Source organism: Streptomyces sp. NPDC048434, from assembly GCF_043200375.1.
Classification (GTDB): domain Bacteria; phylum Actinomycetota; class Actinomycetes; order Streptomycetales; family Streptomycetaceae; genus Streptomyces.
Map to the genome: position 1 here is coordinate 230908 of NZ_JBICXQ010000004.1, position 18260 is coordinate 249167.

Consider the following 18260-nt stretch of genomic DNA (forward strand, 5'->3'; position numbering starts at 1 on the left):
CCTGACCGGCGGCTGCTCCGTGGTGGGGCGGGAGCGGCCGCCGAACCGTTCGGCCGGGGTCAGCCGACGGCGAACCGGTGGTGCCGCTCCCCCTGGAGACGGCCCGGCGGGAGCCTACGGCCGTACGCGACCAGCAGCAGATCCTGGGCGGCGCCGGACAGCGGCGTGCCGTTGCCGAAGGACCAGTCGAGGTCGTCGGCGCGGAGCTCGGTACCGGTGAGGTCGGCGCCGAAGAATCTGGCGGTCCGGAGGGTGACCTTCTCCAGGAGGAGGCGTATCCGGTCCTCGGGAACGCGCCGGTCGAGGCCGAGGGCGACCGTGATGTCCAGGCCGTGCACCACGTCGTGCGCCAGCGCCGACGCGAGGCCGCCGACCGGTGGCTTCCAGGGGTGATGCGCGTTGTCCCGGAGGAAGTCGGCAAGCTCACCCGTCGACGCGGCGGCCGCGTCCCTGCGGGCGCACCGGTCGGTCATCCGGTGGAGATTGCCGCCCGCTCTGACGAGTTCGACGGCCGTCTTGGGGAGCGAGTAGCGGAACCCCATCGACATATGGGCCGCGACATGCCGTACCCGCCACCCCGCGCAGAGCGTCGGCGCCTCCCACTGCTCGGCCGTCAGACCGTCCAACAGGTCTGCCAGTTCCCGGCGTTCGGCCGCGATCGCCGCTTCGATACTCATCTGTGTACTCCTCCCGAACCCGTAGACGTTCTCCTCCGGCAATCAGCCATCGGCGTTCCCCCTCGGGATGCGTCTCTCGAACTGTCTCTCACCCAAGGGTCTTGGCACCTTCGTCATAAGTCCAAGAGCTTGCTGTTCTCCTCTCTAGAATCAGCAGTTATGGAACTTCGGCAGCTGCAGTACTTCGTCGCTGTGGTGGAGGAGGCCAACTTCACCCGTGCGGCCGCCCGGCTGCATCTGGCGCAGCCAGGGGTGAGCGCACAGATCCGGCAGCTCGAAAGGGAGTTGGGGCAGCCGCTCCTGGACCGCTCCGGCCGTTCGGTGACCACGACGGAGGTGGGCGAGACCGTCCTCACGTATGCGCGGGCCGCGCTCGCTGCCGTCGAGGAGATTCGGCAGACCGTGGACGAGTTCAGCGGGCTGCTCCGCGGCCGGGTACGGGTCGGCCTGGTCTCGGGCGCCGGCACCCGCAGATTCGATCTGGCTTCGCTGCTGGCCGACTTCCACGATGCGCACCCGCAGGTCGAGATCTCCCTCACCGAGGACACCTCGGAGCGGATGCTCGCCGCACTGCACGGCGGTGCTCTCGACGTCGCCGTGATCGGGCTCGCGGCCGAGGAACCGCCGCCGGGCCTCTCCTGCCAGGTCGTGGTCGACGAGCCCCTGGTCGCCGCCGTCGCCCCGGACGACCCCCTCCTGGCGGGGCACGCCGACCGTACGAGCGTCCCGCTGGCCGCCCTCCGCGATCGCCCGTTGATCAGTCTGCCGCGCGGTACCGGTCTGCGCGGGGTGCTGGAACGCGCCTGCGCGGAGGCCGGAATCCGGCCTCGCGTCGCCTTCGAGGCAGCCGCCCCGCAGGTGCTGGCGCGGCTTGCGGCCCGTGGCCTCGGCGTCGCCGTCGTCCCGGCGCTGCCGGCGGACGAGGCGTCAGCTGCCGGGCTGCGGACGCTGGAGATCACCGCGCCGCGACCGCGTGGCCGGGTCGCGCTGACCTGGCGGACGGAGGGGCCCGCCGGCCCCGCGGCCAGAGCCCTGCTGGGCCGGCTGCGCGCCAGCCTTCCCGTCCCGGGGACCCGCGGGGAACCACCGGCCGGACCGCTGACCGGGAACGCCCGGCCCGCGGCGGCAGGCGGTCCGGATCACCAGGCCGCGGGCGCGTAGTCCTTGAGGAAGCAGCCGAACAGGTCCTCACCCAGCTCGCCGCGGACGATCGGGTCGTACACCCGGGCCGCTCCGTCGACCAGGTCGAGGGGAGCGTGGAAGCCCTCGTCGGCCAGTCGCATCTTGTCGGGGTGCGGGCGCTCATCGGTGATCCAGCCGGTGTCCACGGCCGTCATGAGGATGCCGTCGGTGTCCAGCATCTCCCGGGCGCTGGTCCGGGTGAGCATGTTCAGCGCCGCCTTGGCCATATTGGTGTGCGGATGCCCGGCGCCCTTGTAGCCGCGGCTGAACTGGCCTTCCATGGCCGAGACGTTGACCACGTACTTGCGGCGTGCGGGGGCCGCCGCCATCGCCGGGCGCAGCCTGCTGACCAGCAGGAAGGGCGCGGTCATATTGCACAGCTGGACTTCCAGGAGCTCGACCGGGTCGACCTCGTCCACCTTCTGGATCCAGGTGTTGGTCGCGTGCAGATCCGGTACGAGGCCGCCGGCGTCGATCGCGGTGCCCGCCTCGATCCGCGCGGGCGAGGCGGAGCCGGTGGTCAGGGCGAGGGAGGTGAGTTCCTCGGCGCTCAGCGCACTGTGCGTGGCGGATGCGGCGGTGAGGGCGGCGGGAGTGCCGCTGCCGAATCGGCCGAGGACGACGGAGGCGGGCAGTTCCCCGGCGGGCAGCGGGGCGGACTCGGCGGCGATCAGCTGCCCATACGCCTCGGGGGACCGGCGGACGGTCTGGGCGGCGTTGTTGATCAGAATGTCGAGGGGGCCCTCGGCGCTCACCGAGTGGGCGAGCGCGATGACCTGGGCCGGATCACGGAGATCGATTCCGACGATCTTCAGCCGGTGCAGCCACTCCGCGCTGTCGGGCATCGCCTTGAAGCGACGGACGGCGTCGCTCGGGAAGCGGGTGGTGATGGTCGTGTGGGCGCCGTCACGCAGCAGACGGAGGGCGATATACATGCCGATCTTGGCCCGGCCGCCGGTGAGCAGTGCGCGCCTGCCGCTGAGGTCCGTGCGGGCGTCGCGGCGGAACCGGTTCTCCTTGGCGCAGGGCGGACAGAGCTGGTGGTAGAAGGCGTCGACCTCGACGTAGCGGGACTTGCAGGTGTAGCAGGACCTGGGCCGCTCCAGGATTCCGGCGATCTCGGTGGTCACGGAGCTGGTGAGGGCCAGTCCCTGTGTCTCGTCGTCGATCCGGCCGGGCGCACCGGTGGCCGTGGCCGCGGTCACGGCCCTGTCGTTGGCACTCTTGGCCGCCCGGCGTTCCTGCCGGCGGCGCTGCTTCACCTTGCGGTAGATGCCGGCGGTGGCGCGTCGTATGGCGATCGCGTCCGGGTGGTCGACGGGCAGCGCGTCGAGCTCCTCCAGCACGCTCAGGCAGACCGCCATCCGCTCCGAGTCGATACCCGTGCCATCGGCCCGGCCTGTTTCGGTCACCGTCATTGCCGCTGCCGCTTCCCTGGGATCGTGTGTTCTATTCAAGCTTCGGCGGAACTGTACGTAGGCCGAGGCTGCAGCGCCAAACCCGGCAGGGGCGCTTCTGCTGGTGAGCGGGGGCCGGAGGTGCGGCGGGCGCCGTTGAGCAGGCCCCTGCCTTTCCTGGCCGGCTCATGGGCGAGGGGCCCGGCGCTGCTCCCCCGCCGAGCCCCTCACCTGTATCGATCGCCGCTCGTCAGCTCGCCGGGTCGTGGCTCAGTTCGAGGTCGAACCCGCTGTTTCCGTCGGCCCCCAGGTTCAGTGGGGCGGCGACCGGCGGATAGCCGGCGGCGATCACGGTGTACTCGCCGCTGTCGAGGTCGGTGAAGACGTACTCACCGTCCTGACCGCTGGTGGCGGTGGCCACCACGTTGCCCGCCGGGTCGAGCAGGGTCACCCGGGCATCGTCCACCGGGCCGCCGCGTAGCGTACGGACGGTCCCGCGTACCTGGGCACCGAGCGTCAGCCGCACCTCGTACCAGTTGCGGTCGCCGGAGGTGACCTCCACCTGGAGGGCGGACGGACGGTGGTGCTGGGCGCTGACGGCCAGGGTGTAGCTGCCCGGGGTCAGTTCACCGAACGCGAAGCCGCCGTCCTGGCCGGCCACGCCCGAGGCCACGACCTCGCCGCGTACGTCGGTGGCCACGACGAGTGCGCCGGGCACCGGGTCGTCGCCCTTCTCCTCGCGGACCTCGCCCAAGAGACCGGCCGCGCCGCTGAGGGTCAGGTCGAACGACACCGGCTCGCCGCCCACCGCCACGGTCACGGCCTGCGGCCGGCGGGCTCCCGCGGAGCCGATCAGTACATAGGTGCCGGCGCCCGTCGTGGGCAGGACGTAGCCGCCGTCGGCCCCGGTCGCCGTACGGCCGAGCTGCCGGCCGCCGACACTGATCAGGGTCACCGCGGCCTGCGCCACCGGCCTGCCGCCGCCGTCGCGCACCGTTCCCCGGATCACCGGTCCGGTCGTGCCCGCTCCGCCGTCCGCTGAGCCCGAGGGGGCCGCGGCGAGGACCGGTACGGCGTCGGCGGCCGGAACATCGGCCGGCTCGTGCGCATCCGCGCCGCCGGTGGCGTCAACCGCACCGTCGGCCGCGCCCTTGGCGGACTCCGCCTCGGCCTCGGCCTGCGCACGTGCCTGCAGGCCGGAGAACTGCCGCAGCGGCACCTCCTTGATGAACCACATCAGCAGGAAGGCCAGGGCGACGACGATCGCGCCCATGAGGAACACGGTGTGCATCGAGTCGGCGAAGCCGCGCTTGAACGGCTCGGCCAACCGCGGGTCGAGGTGCTGGATGAACGACGAATCGCTCAGCACACCGGAGGAGTTGCCGTTGCCGGGGTGCTTGAGCATGTCCAGCACGGGCTTGTTCGCGGGGTCGTGCAGCACCGCGGGATCGTGCAGTGCGGCCTGGAAGCGCTCGGTGGACACCGCGTCCTTGAACGCCGAGGAGATCTTGTCGCCGACCGTGCTGAACAGCACCGACAGGAAGATCGCGGTACCGGCGGTGGCACCCATCTGACGGAAGAACGTGGACGAGGCGGTCGCCACGCCCATGTCCCGCGGCGGCACCGCGTTCTGTACGGCCAGCACCAGGGTCTGCATACATCCGCCCAGGCCCAGGCCGAAGACCAGCATGTACACCATGGTCTGCCACAGCGGGGTGTCCCACTGGACCCTGAAGTGGAAGAGCAGCATCGCCGCGATCATCAGTGCGGTACCGATGATCGGGAAGATCTTGTAGCGGCCGGTCTTGGCGGTGATCTGGCCCGAGGCGATCGAGGCGATCATCATGCCCGCCATCAACGGCAGCATTTCCAGACCCGACTTGGTGGGGCTGGCACCCTTCACGATCTGGAGGTACTGCGGGATCATCAGCATCCCGCCGAACATGCCCATACCGATCAGCACGGACAGCAGACTGGTCTTGCTGAAGGTGCCGTTGCGGAACAGCCGCATCGGGATCAGCGCATCGTCGCCGATCCACCGCTCGACGAAGATCCAGGCGATGATGCCCACCGCACCGATGGCATAACAGGCGATCGACCGGGACGAGTCCCAGCCCCACTCCCGGCCCTGCTCCGCGACGAGCAGCAGCGGAACGACGCCGACGGAGATGGTGAGCGCACCCCACCAGTCGATGCGGTGATCGCGCCTGGTGTGCGGGATGTTGAGCACCCTCGCGACGACGAACAGCGCGACGATGCCGATCGGCACGTTGACCAGGAAGACCCAGCGCCATCCGGTGATGCCCAGCAGCTGGTCCTGACCGGCGAGCGCGCCGCCGATCAGCGGCCCGGCCACGCTGGAGGTGGCGAAGGTGCCCAGCATGTAGCCCTGGTACCGGGCGCGTTCGCGGGGCGGAACGATGTCACCGATGATCGCCAGCGCCAGCGACATCAGACCGCCGGCGCCCAGGCCCTGCACCGCCCGGAAGGCGGCGAGTTCGGTCATCGAGGTGGAGAACGTGCACAGCACCGAACCCGCGACGAAGATGGTGATCGCGGCCAGGTAGTACGGCTTGCGGCCGTACAGGTCGGACAGCTTGCCGTACAGCGGTGTGGCGATCGTCGAGGTGATCAGATAGGCGGTGGTCGCCCAGGCCTGCTCGCTGAGGCCGTGCAGATCGTCGGCGATGGTCCGGATGGACGTGCTGACGATGGTCTGGTCGAGCGCGGCCAGGAACATCCCCAGCATCAAGCCGCTGAGGATGGTGAGGATCTGACGGTGGCTCAGGGTTCCCGGTTGGGGTATCGCCTCGGCTCCCGCCGGGGGCGGGGAGGTGGCTGTGCTCATGTACGTATGTCTCCCTGCTCCACGGCGTCACCCTGGTCTCCCCCGGGGCCCAGCCGTGTGTGTTGTCGTTCTGCCATGTCCTCGTTGAGACGGCCCAGCAGCCGGATCAGGTCGGCCCGGTCGTCGGGCGACCACGGTTCGAGGAGCGCGGCCAGTTCGGCGTCGCGCTGAGCGCGGTACTGCGCGAAAGCGGCACGCCCCGCGTCGGTCGCCGCCAGCAAAGACCCGCGGCGGTCCTCCGGGTCGGGGCGACGGGTCACCAGTCCCCGCTCGACCAGCGAGCGCACCTGACGGCTGACGGTCGACAGGTCGAGGAACGCATCGGCGGCCAGATCGGTCGCCCGCTGGTCCCCGCCGACCACCAGTCTGGCCAGCAGTACCCGGTCCGCGGCGCCTCCGTCGGTCTTGGCGCGCTGCTTCCACGCCGCGATCAGCCGCGAGAAGCGGACGATCTCCGTCCCCAGCCCGGAGGCGGCCTCGTCGAGTCCCGACGAGGCGGTGACCTGCGGAGCAGCCCGGTCGCAGTCATGGACCGTGCCCTTACTCATCGTCGTGATCCTTCGCGGTGATGTCGTCGGTCCGCTGAACACATTGCTTGTATCCAGCAAGCATAGCGGCTGGCACCGACTGCTTCGCACCACCCAACAGCGGGTCGGGCGAGAGGGGATGGGGAGAGGGATGAGGAGAGGGAGGCAGCGGCCCCTCGCACCTGACGGGAGAGGACGGCGGAAATCGAAACCGCGGCCGGCGAGGTCCGGCTCCGGATCTCCCCTCGGTCCCTCCTCTTCGGGCCCCGCCCGGTCCGCGCCGCCCGAAGATCGCGGCGCGGACCGGCCCGTATATGCTCCGCCACGGCCACCACATGCAGCGCACCTGCACCCAGCGGCGGAACGAGACCGGACGGACCGCCGCCCCATCCGCGACCGGCCGGGAGACCGTTGTGCACTTTCCCTCTGAACTTCTCGCGCTGCTGCGCCGCCCGAGCACCTGCTATCTGGCCACCTCGATGCCGGACGGTTCACCTCAGCTGACCCAGACCTGGGTCGACACCGACGGCGAGCATGTGCTGATCAACAGCGTCCGGACCCATGTGAAGACCCGGAACATCGGGCGCGACGCCCGCGTGGCCGTCGCCGTCTCCGACCCGGACAACCCGTCGCGCTACTTCCAGATACGCGGCCGGGTGGTCGAGACGACGACCGAGGGCGCGGTCGAGCACATCGAGCAGCTCGCCCAGAAGTACCTCGGCCGGCCCTATCCCTGGTACGGGGGCCGCGACCAGGAGCGCGTGCTCTTCGTCATCGAGCCGGAGAGCATCAGCGGCACCGGTTAGAGGGGACGGTACGGGGTGTACCGGGTGTACGAGCCACCGGCGGCCGGCCCGGTTCAGCCCGATGCGCCGCCCGCATCTCCGCTCAGCTGCCGCACCACCTCATCAGGGTCGGCGAGCAGCCACGTCCGCCGGACGACCGCCGGATGGTCCCTGCGGAACTCCGCCACCACGGCGGCCGCATCCCGCAGGGCGGATCCGTCGCGACCGGACAGCTCCCGTGTGATGACGACCGTGTTGTCGAACGTCACGTTCCGATCGAGCAGCAGGGCCTGCACCGCGTCCATGCCCCGCCCGGCAAGGACCTCAGCGAATTCCGCGGTGAGCGAGGCGAACCAGGCGGCCCGCTGCCGGTACGCGGCGGTATCGCCGCTGCCGTCGTCCCTGGCGAAGGTGGGCTCCAGAGCCGTCACGAGACGATCGACGTACTCGTGCTCGACGCACGGGCCCGCGCCCGCGAACCCGGTCCGGTCCGGATACTCCTTGCGGAGCTCGGACCAGTCGCCCGCGATCTCGGAGAGGGTCTGCAGCAGCACCGGATGCCGGTCGAAGCTGCCGCCGTCCACGCCCCGGAACACCTCGCGCAGCAGGGCGAACGGCAACTCGGTGCACTCGGCGAGCAGGACGGCGTCGTAGAGATCCTTGCCCTCCGGGTGCAGGTCGCTCACCAGCCAGAGCACCTTCCAGGCGAGCGACAGTGCGGGGGTCGCCGCACGGACCAGCACCGGTGCGGTGCCCTGCGGTCCGCGGATCTCGGTGGGCTCCGCTGGCGCGGGCAGCCGCTCGTGGAAGACGAAGTCGAGCTGCACGCTGCCCGCCGGTACACCGTCGGCTTCGGCGGTCCACGGGATGACGAGCCGCCGGCCCGGCACCCGGTCGTACGACCAGATCTCGTCGCCGACCGCGGCATGCGCGTCCAGGCGTACCGGGCCGCCGCGGTGGGACAGCGCCTCGGCCGCGGCGGCGATGCCGTCGAGCATCCGGTCCGTACGGTCGTCCGCCGGCTGCCAGGTATCCGGCACCACGACGAAGTCGAGATCACCCGGCTCGCGTGCCGCTTCCCCGAACCACGACGCGAGCAGCATGCTGCCGCGGAGGACCAGATGACCCGCCCACGGGGACTGTGCGAGCGCCGCCAGTACGTGATGCAGCGCATGGCGCCGCGCCTCGTACCAGCGCTCACCGACCGCCGCGTCCGCGAAGCTCGGCTCGCCCAGGCGCATCCCGAAGACATGATGGAGTGCCGCGGGGTCGAACACCGGGCGCTGCACCACCCCGTCATCCGGTACGGGAAGCAGGGTGGCCGGCAGATCCATCTCCGCCCGCGTCACCTCGTCCGGCCGGGCCCGTGGCACGACCGCCGTGTCCTCCCACGGCCCGTACCGGAACGCCCGCCACTTCGCCGCCGCGCCCGTCTCGTCGGTCCCCGTCATGAGCCGATCCTCTCCCCCGTCGCTGCGCACTCCCCGTCCAGCCAGCCCGCGTCGAGCGCCACATTCCCGTCATGGACCACGAACTCCCGCTCCACGGCGGCTATTTGGTGGCCCGCGGCCCGCAGCCGCCCCGACAGGGCGTCCAGCCGCTGCCCCGCGGTCGCCAGGCCCACCATCCGGCAGCGCTGGGTCACAAACCGCTCCTCCCGGCCGTCGGACCGCACCCGCCGTGCGTTGCGCGAGAGGTGCGCACCGTGTCCGACGGCGAGGGCGAGCAGGGAGTCGACGGGAGCGGAACGCGCCAGTACCAGCTTGAGGTGATGCTCGAAGTAGTAGTCGGGACCGAGCCCCGCGGCCTCCGCGTCCGTGCCGGGGACGCCGGCGCTCCAGGGCGTGGCCTCGATCTTCGTCCGCACCACCTCGAACCCCGCGGCCCGCAGCCCGTCCGCCCTCGCGACGGCCTCGGCCCGGACCTCCTCGTACGTCCCGGTCCCCCGCAGCGTCAGCATCGGCTGCGAGGGCACCTCTCCCTGTGCCAGCAGGATATGGACGCACTTGATGCGATGTGCCGCCGCATACTCGGCCAGTTGCCCGGCCACCTCGCGGTCCCCGTCGTCCCGGACGGTGAGATGCACCTCGAACTCCCCCGCAAAAGCGGGGCGCCCGGCCGCTGCCGTCCGGTACCCGGGCACCATGCCCCGCCGCTCGCACTCATCCCGAAATGATCACACAGCGTCCGGCGGCAGGGTCTGGCACCATCCGCCGGACCGCTTCACGTGGTGGCGGCGGTACGGGAGTCCTCGGTGAGTTCCATCTTCGGCGGGGGCCTGCGGAAGCCCTTCGTGAGGAAGGTGAGATAGGCGATGCCCAGCGCCAGCCAGATCAGGCCCAGGAGTTGGGCCTTGAAGTCGAGATGGGCCAACAGCCAGATGTCGACGGCGGCGCCGATCACCGGGGCGATCACGTAGGGCAGGACGCGGGGGCGGTCCCCAGCCCGGCGGCTGCGGAGGTACGTCGCAAGGACGCTGAGGTTGACGAAGGTGAAGGCGGTGAACGCGCCGAAGTTGATGAAGGACGTGGAGGTGGCCACGTTCATCCGCAGGGCGATGAGGCCGACGGCGCCGGTGAGCACGATGTTGAAGACGGGGGTGCGCAGCCGGGGGTGGATCCACCCGAAGGTCTTGCGCGGGAGGACCGAGTCGCGGCCCATGGCGAGCAGCAGCCGGGAGGTACTGGCCTGGGCGGAGATGCCGGAGGCGAACTGGGCGACGACCAGCCCGGCGAGGAAGACGGCGGCGAACACATCCCCGCCGATGACCCGGGCGATCTCGAAGGCCGCGGAGTCGGCGTCGGTGAACGCGCTGCCCGGGTGGACCAGTTGGGTCGCATAGGCCACCGCGACGAAGATTCCGCCGCCGATGAGGGCGACGAGGAGGATGGCGCGGGGCATGGTCCGTTTCGCGTCGATGGTCTCCTCGGTGAGTGTGGTGACCGCGTCGAAGCCGAGAAAGGAGTAGGCCGCGATGGCGGCGCCCGCCGAGATGCCGGCCAGGGTGGTGGCGTGGTTGGCGAAGGGCGTGGCGTCGGCGAGTGCGCCCGCCCCGCCGAGCTGGACCACGTGCCGCAGGGACAGCAGCACAAAGAACGCGATCACCAGGAACTGGAAGACCATCAGCAGGTCGTTGACGCGTTCCGCGGTCTTGATGCCCCGGACGTTCAGCGCCGTGGTCAGCACGATGAAGCCGAGGATCCACACCCAGAACGGGACGCCGGGGAACTCCGCCTGCAGATAGGCACCGCCGATGAGCCAGATGACCATGGGCAGGAAGAAGTAGTCCAGCAGCGTCGCCCAGCCGACGAGGAAGCCGACGCGTCCGTCGATGGCCTCCCTGACATAGGTGTACGCCGATCCGGCGACCGGGTAGGCGGCCGCCATTTTCCCGTAGCTGTGCGCGGTGAACAGCATCGCGCACAGGGCGAGGAGATAGGCCGTGGGCACGGCGCCCCCCGTGGTGTCGGCCACGACGCCGAAGGTCCCCAGGACGATCAGCGGGGTCATGTACGCGAGTCCGAACAGGACGACGGACTTGAGGGTGAGGGTGCGGGCGAGCGTGTGCTCGGAGGGGTCCATGGGTGGCTCCGGGGATGTGCCGCGGTACGGGGAGGGAGGCGGGTCGGGGGTCAGTCGCCCGTGTGGGGAGGGAACGGGGCGGGGCCGGCGGGCCGCCAGCGGCGTGGGTCGATACGTCCGTCGTAGAGCGGGAGTTCCAGCGGAGCGTCGGTGTCGGTGAACTGGTCCCACATACGGTTCAGACCGGCCGTGCCGAACTCCCGTACCCGGGTGACGTCGTCGAGGTCCAGCACATCGGTGAGGACGGCGGGACCTTGGCCGAAGGCCTCGGTGCGCACCCGGCCTTCGGGGTCGACGACGAGACTGCGGCCGGTGCCGGTGGGGCCCGCGGTGTTGACGCTGAGCACGAACACCTGGTTGACGATGGCGTTGGCGCGGGCGAGCACCAGCTCCTGGGCGCGGTCGGAGGTGGTGGTCATGACGGGATTGATGATCACCTCGGCGCCCATCCAGGCGAGGTGGCGGGCCACTTCGGGAAACCAGGCGTCGTAGCAGATCGAGAAGCCGACCCGGCCGGTCCCCGGCAGGTCGAGGACGACGAAGCGGTCCCCGGGGACGTAGGGCTCGTGCGGCCGCCACGGGAAGAGCTTGCGATAGGAGGCGGCCGGCCGGCCCTCGGGCGAGAAGGCCAGCGCCGTGTTGAACAGTTCGCCGTCCGGCCCCCGCTCACAGACGCTGCCGGGTACGAGCCAGATGCCCAGGTCGCCGGCGAGCTCGGCGAGTTGCCGCGCACGGGGGCCGTCCAGCGGTTCGGCCGCCGCTCGCAGCTGGTCCTCGGACGCGTCGGCGGAGCCGGTCACCCCGCACAGATGCAGCTCGGGATACACGACGAGCCGGGTCTGCGGGAAGCGTGCAATCAGCTCCCCGACCTCCTCGGCGAAGCCGGACAAGGGTGCCGTGGCCGGGCGGGGCGGCGCCTGGACGAGGGCTACGGGCAGGGGTCGGGACACGGGCCTCACCTGCGTTCTCACTGGCCGGACGGCGCTGTGGCCGACGGGCCGCCGGGGGGAGCACCCCGACGGGCCGCCGGGGGACATCAAGACCCGCATGAAATTAGAGCAAGATGAGCTCTTATTCAAGAGATCTCATAATGAGATCTTTGTTAGGGTGAGTCATGCCCGGACACCTTCCCGACGCCACGGAGCCCGAGGCCGCGGTGCGGGGCCTGAATGCCCCGCCACTGGGCGGCATTCAACGGCTCTCCGCCCTGGATACGGTGCGCGCCCGTATCGCCCTCGCCGTCGAGCTCGGCCTGCTGGCCCCCGGCGAGCGGCTCCCGCCGACCGATGAGATCGCCGCCGCACTGGGCGTCGGGGACATCACCGTCCGCCGCGCGCTCGCCTCGCTGCACGCCGACGGTGTGCTGGAGCGCCGGCGCGGCCGGACCGGCGGCACCCTCGTCGCCGAGCGGCCGGCCAAGGGAACCGTCACCGAGGCCGCGGCCTACCGCGCGGCAGCGGCCGAGGTCCACCGGCTGATCGACCACCGGCTCGTCCTCGAATGCGGTGTCGCCCATCTGGCGGCCCTGCATGCCGGCGAAGCCGCCCTCGACGCGCTCGACCGGCTCGTCGGCGAGATGGACGCGGCCGAGAGCTGGACCGAGTTCCGCGGCCACGACGAGCGGTTCCACCTGGCGGTGGCGGAGGCCACCGGCGTCACCTTCGCCGCCGCACCGTACGGCGCGGTGCTGCAGGACCTCTACCGCTACTACCTGCCGTATCCGCTGGACACCCTCCGGCGGTCCAACTGCGAACACCGCGCCCTGGTCGACGCCCTGCGCCGCGGCGATCCGGTGGGCGCGGCCGAGGTCGCCCGGCGGCACGTCGCCCAGCTGCACCGGACGATGTTCGTGGGCCTGATGGACGGTGCCGGGCCGACGGCCGGCGAATGAGCGGAGCCGGCCGTCGGCCCGGCATGGCACGCTGACCGGCGGACCGACAAGGGCAGGGCGGACGGAAGGACAGTGACGATGACCTTGGGCAGCGGCGCCCCGCGGCGGGCAGCACTCGGGACCTGGCCGACCCCGCTGGAGCCGGCGCCGCGGCTGGCCCGTGCGCTCGGCCTCGGGACGGCGGACCTCTGGATCAAGCGCGACGACCTCACCGGTCTCGGTGGCGGCGGCAACAAGGTGCGCAAGCTGGAGTGGACCTGTGGTGCGGCGCTCGCCGAGGGGGCCACGACCCTGGTGACGACCGGCGCCCCGCAGAGCAACCACGCCCGGCTGACCGCGGCGGCCGGTGCCCGGCTGGGACTCGATGTCGTGCTCGTACTGGCCGGCTCCCCGGACTCGTCGGCCTCCGGCAACCTCGCTCTCGACGGCCTCTTCGGGGCCACCGTCGCCTGGGCCGGGGAGGTGCGGGGCGAGGAACTCGCCGCCGCGGCGGAGCGGGTGGCCGGACAGCTCCGGCGAAGGGGCGCCGTACCGGCCCTCATTCCCTTCGGTGGTTCCAGCCCGCTCGGCGCGTACGGCTACGCCGAGTGCGGGCGCGAACTGCTCGGCCAGGCCCCGGACCTGGACACCGTCGTCGTCGCCCTCGGGTCCGGTGGCACCATGGCCGGCCTGGTGGACGTGCTCGGGCCCACCCGCGTGCTGGGTGTCGACTGCGGCGCGCTGGCCGACCCGGCGGGCGCGGTGACCGGGCTGGTCGCCGGCCTCTCCGGTGCGGTCCTCGCTCCGGGGTCACTGCGCCTGCGGCGGGACCAAGTCGGCGCCGGCTACAGCACCTTGACGGACGCCTCGATGGACGCGCTGACACTGGCGGGCCGTACGGAGGGCGTCGTACTCGACCCCGTCTACACCGGGCGCGCGCTGGCCGGTCTGCGGGCAGCGGTCCGGGACGGGACCGTGGTGCCCGGACAGCGCACCGTGTTGCTGCACTCCGGCGGTCTGCCCGGTCTGTTCGGCCATGCCGCGGCCGTCGCCCGGTCCCAGGAGGCGCTCACGGTCTTCACCCCGTAGCGGCGCCCCGGCGCCAGACTGCCGCCCACGGCGGCGCCGCGGGTTCACGCGGCCCGCGCGCCGCCCGGCCCGCGCCTCAGACCTCGGGGAATCCCTCGGGAATGCCGAGCGGCCCCGCGACGGCCCGCCAGATGGCCGCTTGGGCGGTGGGCAGGTCGATGTGGGGATCGCCCAGCATCAGCCGGATACCGAACCCGTCGCTCAGGGCGAGCAGCAGCGTGCTGGTCGCCTTGACATCGCAGTCAGTGAACTCGCCCGACTCGATGCCCCGCCGGATGGCCTGGCTGATCCAGGTGTCCAGCTGGTCGTACAGGTCCACGGCGAAGTGCTGGGCGGCCTCGTCGCGCAGGGCCCGCACCCACAGTTCCTGCCACAGCCGCCAGTCCTGCCGCAGCTCCGGGTCCGTGGGCAGCATGTTGAGCAGAATGCGGGCCAGGACCACCGAGGCGGGCACCGTGTCGGCATCCCGGTCGAGTTCCGTGCCGGTCTGCGCGAAGGAGTGGGTCATCGCCTCGGCGAAGAGCCGCTCACGGTTCTCGAAGTGGTAGTGGAGCAGGGCGGTGGACACTCCGGCGTGTTCCGCGACCATGCGCATACGGATCTTTTCGAAGCCGACCTCGGCGATCACTTCGCACGCGGCGGACAGGATCCGTTCCCGCGTTTCGAGAGTGCGTTCAGCCTTGGCCACGTGAGTGCTCCCCGGATCGGTGTCGGTGTCCTCGGCGGGCTCGGCGGGCCCCGTCCCGTCCATCTTCCCGCATCGCCGCCTTCGACCGTCCGTCGCCCGGTGGGCTCATGGGTAGCTGTGGAAGCCCCGGCCCGACTTGCGGCCGAGGAGGCCCGCATCGACCATCCGCGCCAGCAGCGGTGGGGGTGCGTAGCGCGGTTCACGGAACTCCTCGTACAGCGACTCGGCGATCGCCTGCGTCGTGTCGAGGCCGATCAGATCGGCCAGCGCGAGCGGCCCCAGCGGGTGGGCGCAGCCCAGCCGCATCCCCCGGTCGACGTCGTCCGCCGAGGCCGCGCCGGACTCGACCATCCGCACCGCGTCCAGCAGATAGGGGACGAGCAGGGCGTTGACGATGAACCCGGCACGGTCCGCGGCATGCACGACCTCCTTGCCCAGTACGTCGGCGGCGAAGGTATGTGTCCTGCGGGTGGTCTCCTCGCCGGTCAGCAGGGACGGCACCAGCTCGACGAGCGGCAGCACCGGAACGGGGTTGAAGAAGTGCAGGCCGATGACCTGCTGGGGGCGTGCGGTGGCGGCGGCCAGGCGGATGACGGGAAGGGACGAGGTGTTGGTCGCGAGGATCGCGTCGGGTCGTCGTACCGTCCGGTCCAGCCGCGCGAAAACGGCCAGCTTGGCGGCCTCGTCCTCGGCGACGGCTTCGATGACGAGATCACGGTCGGCCAGCGCGGCCAGGTCCGCGGTGACCGTGATCCTGGCGAGCGCGGCGTCCCGGTCCCGGACCGAGAGCTTTCCGGCAGCCGTGGCACGTGCGAGAGAGCCGGAGATCCGGCGGAGTCCGGCGTCCGCCGCCTGGGAGGTCGTCTCGACGACGGTCACGTCCCGACCCGCCCGGGCGCACACCTCGGCGATTCCGGAGCCCATCAGGCCACAGCCCACGACTCCGATCTGTTCGACAGTGCCAGTGCCAGTGCCGTCGGACATCTGACCTCCTTGGTGGTGTACGTATACGGACGGATCGGGGAGTGCCGGTCGCGCACCAGGGGGGCGGACGCGGACCCGTCCCGGCCGTCGGTCCGTGCTGCCGGGCGGGACACGGTGGCCCGCGGTGCCGGGCGGGGTGTGGCAGCGGTCGGGGCGGCGTGCCCCGGCCCCTGCCGTGCCCCGCCCGGGCACGCCGGGAAGGTGTCAGCCGGCGGTGGGCATCTGCAGCACGCCGGTGCCCCGCTTGACCAGTTCGCCGGCGATGATCAGGCGCTGGATCTCGGAGGTGCCCTCCCAGATCCGGTCCACCCGCAGCTCGCGGTAGAGCCGCTCGACGGGGTAGGAGCGGTCGTAACCGCGGCCGCCGAAGATCTGCACACAGCGGTCGATCACCCGCCCCGCCGCCTCGCTCGCCGCGAGCTTGGCGATCGCCGCCTTGGCGTGCAGGGTCTTGCGGTCGACGGTGCCCTCGTCGACCTCCCAGGCGACCTGGTGCGCGTAGGCGCGGTTGACCGCGATATCGACCGCGCAGTCCGCCAGCATCCCCTGCACCAGCTGGAAGTCGGCTATCGGGGACCCGAACTGCTTGCGCTCCACCGCCCAGTCCCGGGCCAGCCGCAGCGCCCGCTCGGCGGCGCCCGTCGTACGGGCCGCGATCATCAGCCGTTCCTCCGTGAACCAGGACCGGGTGATGTCGTAGCCCTTGCCGACGTCCCCGAGAACGGCGTCCTCGGGGACGTGCACATCGGTGAAGGTGAACTCGGGGTGCTCGTAGACGAAGGTGTGCATGAAACGCGGCACCCGGGTCATCTCGATGCCGGGGGTGTCCTTGTCGACGAGGAAGAGCGTCGGCTCCCGGTCCGTACCCGCCGCGGCGAGGACGATCATGAAGTCGGCGTGGTCGCCGACGGTCACGAACCACTTCTCGCCGTTCAGTGCCCAGCCGTCGGCCGTCCGCGTCGCGGTGGTCGCCAGGTTCTGCGGGTCGGAGCCGGCCCCGGGTTCGGTCACCGCGTAGCAGTCGCGGCGCTCACCGCGGATGACCGGTTCGAGGTAGCGCGCACGCTGTGCGGGGGTGCAGAAGCGCAGGGCGTTGGCGGGGCGCCACACGGTGTCCCACAGGGCGCCGGTGAGCTGCCCCAGTTCCTCCTGGACGATCGCCTGCTCCAGGATGGTCAGCCCGGCGCCGCCCCACTCCCGCGGCATGTTGACGGCCTGCAGCCCGCTGTCGAGGACGGCGTCGCGGATGTCGGCGTGGGCCTGCGCCGGGAGGCCGTTGTTTTCCTCGCAGTCGGTTTCGTAGGCGGTGAGGGTCTCGGTGAGCTCGCGCGCGGTGCGCTTGAGGTCCGCCTGGCGGGGGGTGAGACGGAAGTCCATGTCAGTCCTCGAAGATCGTGGTGGGCCGGGGTCCGGTGGCGGGCGGCGGGTCAGGGCAGGGGCAGGTCGAGGGCGCGGGTACCGCGCTTGATGAGCTCGTTGGCGATGATCAGGCGCTGGATCTCGGAGGTGCCCTCCCAGATGCGGTCCACCCGCAGCTCGCGGTAGAGCCGCTCGACGGGATAGGAGCGGTCGTAACCGCGGCCGCCGAAGATCTGCACACAGCGGTCGATCACCCGCCCCGCCGCCTCGCTCGCCGCGAGCTTGGCCGTCGAGGCCTTGGCGTGCAGCGCCTTGGGGTCGGCGCCCGGCTGGTCGGCCTCCCAGGCGACCTGGTGGGTGTAGGCACGGTTGACCGCGATATCGACCGCGCAGTCCGCCAGCATCCCCTGCACCAACTGGAAGTCCGCGATCGGCGACCCGAACTGCTTGCGCTCCACCGCCCAGTCCCGCGCCAGTTGCAGGGCCCGCTCGGCGGCGCCCGTGGTGCGGGCCGCGATCATCAGCCGTTCGTCGGTGAACCATTCCTTGGTGAGTTCGTAGCCGTTGCCGACGCCGCCGAGCACGTCGTCGTCGGGCACGAAGACATCGGTGAAGGTGAACTCGGGGTGCCCGTTCACGGCGGAGTGCATGAAGCGCGGCACCCGGGTCATCCGTACGCCCGGTGCCTGCTTGTCGACGAAGAAGAGGGTGGCGGCCCGCTCCGGGCCCGCGTCGGCCTGCACCAGCAGGAAGTCGGCGATGTCACCGCAGGTCACAAACCACTTCTCGCCGTTCAGCAGCCAGCCGCCCTCGGTACGGGTGGCGGTGCTGGTACCCGAGGAGGGGTCCGATCCCGCGCCGGGTTCGGTCACCGCGAACGCGTCGAAGCGCTCGCCCCGGATGACGGGGAGCAGATACTTCTCCCGCTGGGCCTCGGTGCCGTACGCCAGCACATTGGCCGGCCGCCAGGGGATGTCCCACAGGCAGTTGGTGACCTTGCCGAATTCCTCCTCGACGATGACCTGATCGAGCAGCGAGAGTCCGGGACCGCCCCACTTCTCGGGCATGTTGATGGCGTAGACACCGGCGTCGATCGCGGCCCGGGTCAGCTCGCGGACGGTTTCGGCGGGCAGCGGTCCCCCGGCCTCCTCGGCCTGCTCCTCGTACGGGAACAGCAGCTCGGTGTAGGCGGCGGCGCGGGCCTTCAGATCGGCCTGTCGGGCGGTGTAGCGGAAGTCCATGGTGTCCTCCGGGACGGCGGGCGTGGGGCGG

Annotated in this window: 16 protein-coding genes; 4 read left to right on the forward strand and 12 right to left on the reverse strand. The window is 71.3% G+C overall.

Translation table 11 applies throughout. From position 1 onward, the window contains the following. Nucleotides 1-59 precede the first annotated feature (59 nt). The gene (locus tag ACGFWI_RS06855) at nucleotides 60-677 is read right to left on the reverse strand and encodes a maleylpyruvate isomerase family mycothiol-dependent enzyme (protein WP_393904850.1); all 618 of its coding nucleotides are present in this window, start codon (nucleotides 675-677) and stop codon (nucleotides 60-62) included. A gap of 159 nt (nucleotides 678-836) precedes the next feature. Between ACGFWI_RS06855 and ACGFWI_RS06860 the strand changes: the two genes are divergently transcribed. Continuing rightward, nucleotides 837-1838, forward strand: coding sequence for a LysR family transcriptional regulator (locus ACGFWI_RS06860; protein WP_393904851.1), 1002 nt, complete (start codon nucleotides 837-839; stop codon nucleotides 1836-1838). Here ACGFWI_RS06860 and ACGFWI_RS06865 read toward each other — a convergent pair. The 3 genes from ACGFWI_RS06865 to ACGFWI_RS06875 form a co-directional block, all read right to left on the reverse strand. Then, nucleotides 1817-3277: an SDR family NAD(P)-dependent oxidoreductase gene (locus ACGFWI_RS06865; RefSeq protein ID WP_393904852.1), complete on the reverse strand. Its 1461-nt coding sequence runs from the start codon at nucleotides 3275-3277 to the stop codon at nucleotides 1817-1819. The genes ACGFWI_RS06860 and ACGFWI_RS06865 overlap by 22 nt on opposite strands. A 229-nt stretch (nucleotides 3278-3506) precedes the next feature. Next, nucleotides 3507-6104 carry an MFS transporter gene (locus ACGFWI_RS06870; protein ID WP_393904853.1) on the reverse strand — a complete coding sequence of 866 codons (2598 nt, stop codon included), beginning with the start codon at nucleotides 6102-6104 and terminating at the stop codon, nucleotides 3507-3509. Then, nucleotides 6101-6652: a MarR family winged helix-turn-helix transcriptional regulator gene (locus ACGFWI_RS06875; protein ID WP_393904854.1), complete on the reverse strand. Its 552-nt coding sequence runs from the start codon at nucleotides 6650-6652 to the stop codon at nucleotides 6101-6103. Before ACGFWI_RS06875 ends, ACGFWI_RS06870 begins: the two co-directional genes overlap by 4 nt. Nucleotides 6653-7044: 392 nt before the next feature. On the opposite strand from ACGFWI_RS06875, the gene ACGFWI_RS06880 reads away from it, so the two are divergent. Beyond that, nucleotides 7045-7437, forward strand: coding sequence for a PPOX class F420-dependent oxidoreductase (locus ACGFWI_RS06880; protein ID WP_393904855.1), 393 nt, complete (start codon nucleotides 7045-7047; stop codon nucleotides 7435-7437). 53 nt (nucleotides 7438-7490) lie between these two features. Here ACGFWI_RS06880 and ACGFWI_RS06885 read toward each other — a convergent pair whose 3' ends face one another. The 4 genes from ACGFWI_RS06885 to ACGFWI_RS06900 all read right to left on the reverse strand — a co-directional run bounded on the left by ACGFWI_RS06885 (nucleotide 7491) and on the right by ACGFWI_RS06900 (nucleotide 11948). Further along, nucleotides 7491-8867 carry a nucleotidyl transferase AbiEii/AbiGii toxin family protein gene (locus tag ACGFWI_RS06885; RefSeq protein ID WP_393904856.1) on the reverse strand — a complete coding sequence of 459 codons (1377 nt, stop codon included), beginning with the start codon at nucleotides 8865-8867 and terminating at the stop codon, nucleotides 7491-7493. Next, a complete protein-coding gene (locus tag ACGFWI_RS06890; protein ID WP_393904857.1) occupies nucleotides 8864-9502 on the reverse strand; it encodes a hypothetical protein in 639 nt (212 codons plus the stop codon). Before ACGFWI_RS06890 ends, ACGFWI_RS06885 begins: the two co-directional genes overlap by 4 nt. 137 nt (nucleotides 9503-9639) lie before the next feature. Then, on the reverse strand, nucleotides 9640-10998 hold the full coding sequence (locus tag ACGFWI_RS06895) for an APC family permease (protein WP_393904858.1): 1359 nt from the start codon (nucleotides 10996-10998) through the stop codon (nucleotides 9640-9642). Nucleotides 10999-11048: 50 nt separating this feature from the next. After that, nucleotides 11049-11948: a carbon-nitrogen hydrolase family protein gene (locus ACGFWI_RS06900; RefSeq protein ID WP_393904859.1), complete on the reverse strand. Its 900-nt coding sequence runs from the start codon at nucleotides 11946-11948 to the stop codon at nucleotides 11049-11051. 164 nt (nucleotides 11949-12112) lie between these two features. On the opposite strand from ACGFWI_RS06900, the gene ACGFWI_RS06905 reads away from it, so the two are divergent. Beyond that, nucleotides 12113-12889 (forward strand): FadR/GntR family transcriptional regulator, encoded by a 777-nt coding sequence (locus ACGFWI_RS06905; RefSeq protein ID WP_393904860.1) that lies wholly within the window; start codon nucleotides 12113-12115, stop codon nucleotides 12887-12889. A 78-nt stretch (nucleotides 12890-12967) separates the two neighbouring features. Continuing rightward, nucleotides 12968-13957, forward strand: coding sequence for a D-cysteine desulfhydrase family protein (locus tag ACGFWI_RS06910; protein WP_393904861.1), 990 nt, complete (start codon nucleotides 12968-12970; stop codon nucleotides 13955-13957). A gap of 76 nt (nucleotides 13958-14033) precedes the next feature. On the opposite strand, the gene ACGFWI_RS06915 is transcribed toward ACGFWI_RS06910, so the two are convergent. From ACGFWI_RS06915 to ACGFWI_RS06930, 4 genes are all read right to left on the reverse strand, one after another. Beyond that, nucleotides 14034-14645 carry a TetR/AcrR family transcriptional regulator gene (locus ACGFWI_RS06915; RefSeq protein WP_393904862.1) on the reverse strand — a complete coding sequence of 204 codons (612 nt, stop codon included), beginning with the start codon at nucleotides 14643-14645 and terminating at the stop codon, nucleotides 14034-14036. A gap of 105 nt (nucleotides 14646-14750) precedes the next feature. Continuing rightward, on the reverse strand, nucleotides 14751-15629 hold the full coding sequence (locus tag ACGFWI_RS06920; protein ID WP_393904863.1) for a 3-hydroxybutyryl-CoA dehydrogenase: 879 nt from the start codon (nucleotides 15627-15629) through the stop codon (nucleotides 14751-14753). 204 nt (nucleotides 15630-15833) lie between these two features. Further along, complete coding sequence (locus ACGFWI_RS06925; protein WP_393904864.1) at nucleotides 15834-17006, reverse strand: acyl-CoA dehydrogenase family protein; 1173 nt, start codon at nucleotides 17004-17006, stop codon at nucleotides 15834-15836. Between the two features lie 50 nt (nucleotides 17007-17056). After that, nucleotides 17057-18229, reverse strand: coding sequence for an acyl-CoA dehydrogenase family protein (locus ACGFWI_RS06930; protein ID WP_393904865.1), 1173 nt, complete (start codon nucleotides 18227-18229; stop codon nucleotides 17057-17059). Nucleotides 18230-18260 lie beyond the last annotated feature (31 nt).

Excerpts from the sequence above, each read along its gene's own strand:
- ACGFWI_RS06885 (WP_393904856.1), bottom strand. The coding sequence starts at position 8,867 with ATGACGGGGACCGACGAGACGGGCGCGGCGGCGAAGTGGCGGGCGTTC.
- ACGFWI_RS06920 (WP_393904863.1), bottom strand. The coding sequence starts at position 15,629 with ATGTCCGACGGCACTGGCACTGGCACTGTCGAACAGATCGGAGTCGTG.
- ACGFWI_RS06905 (WP_393904860.1), top strand. The coding sequence starts at position 12,113 with ATGCCCGGACACCTTCCCGACGCCACGGAGCCCGAGGCCGCGGTGCGG.
- ACGFWI_RS06870 (WP_393904853.1), bottom strand. The coding sequence starts at position 6,104 with ATGAGCACAGCCACCTCCCCGCCCCCGGCGGGAGCCGAGGCGATACCC.
- ACGFWI_RS06875 (WP_393904854.1), bottom strand. The coding sequence starts at position 6,652 with ATGAGTAAGGGCACGGTCCATGACTGCGACCGGGCTGCTCCGCAGGTC.
- ACGFWI_RS06895 (WP_393904858.1), bottom strand. The coding sequence starts at position 10,998 with ATGGACCCCTCCGAGCACACGCTCGCCCGCACCCTCACCCTCAAGTCC.
- ACGFWI_RS06855 (WP_393904850.1), bottom strand. The coding sequence starts at position 677 with ATGAGTATCGAAGCGGCGATCGCGGCCGAACGCCGGGAACTGGCAGAC.
- ACGFWI_RS06860 (WP_393904851.1), top strand. The coding sequence starts at position 837 with ATGGAACTTCGGCAGCTGCAGTACTTCGTCGCTGTGGTGGAGGAGGCC.
- ACGFWI_RS06865 (WP_393904852.1), bottom strand. The coding sequence starts at position 3,277 with ATGACGGTGACCGAAACAGGCCGGGCCGATGGCACGGGTATCGACTCG.
- ACGFWI_RS06910 (WP_393904861.1), top strand. The coding sequence starts at position 12,968 with ATGACCTTGGGCAGCGGCGCCCCGCGGCGGGCAGCACTCGGGACCTGG.
- ACGFWI_RS06930 (WP_393904865.1), bottom strand. The coding sequence starts at position 18,229 with ATGGACTTCCGCTACACCGCCCGACAGGCCGATCTGAAGGCCCGCGCC.
- ACGFWI_RS06925 (WP_393904864.1), bottom strand. The coding sequence starts at position 17,006 with ATGGACTTCCGTCTCACCCCCCGCCAGGCGGACCTCAAGCGCACCGCG.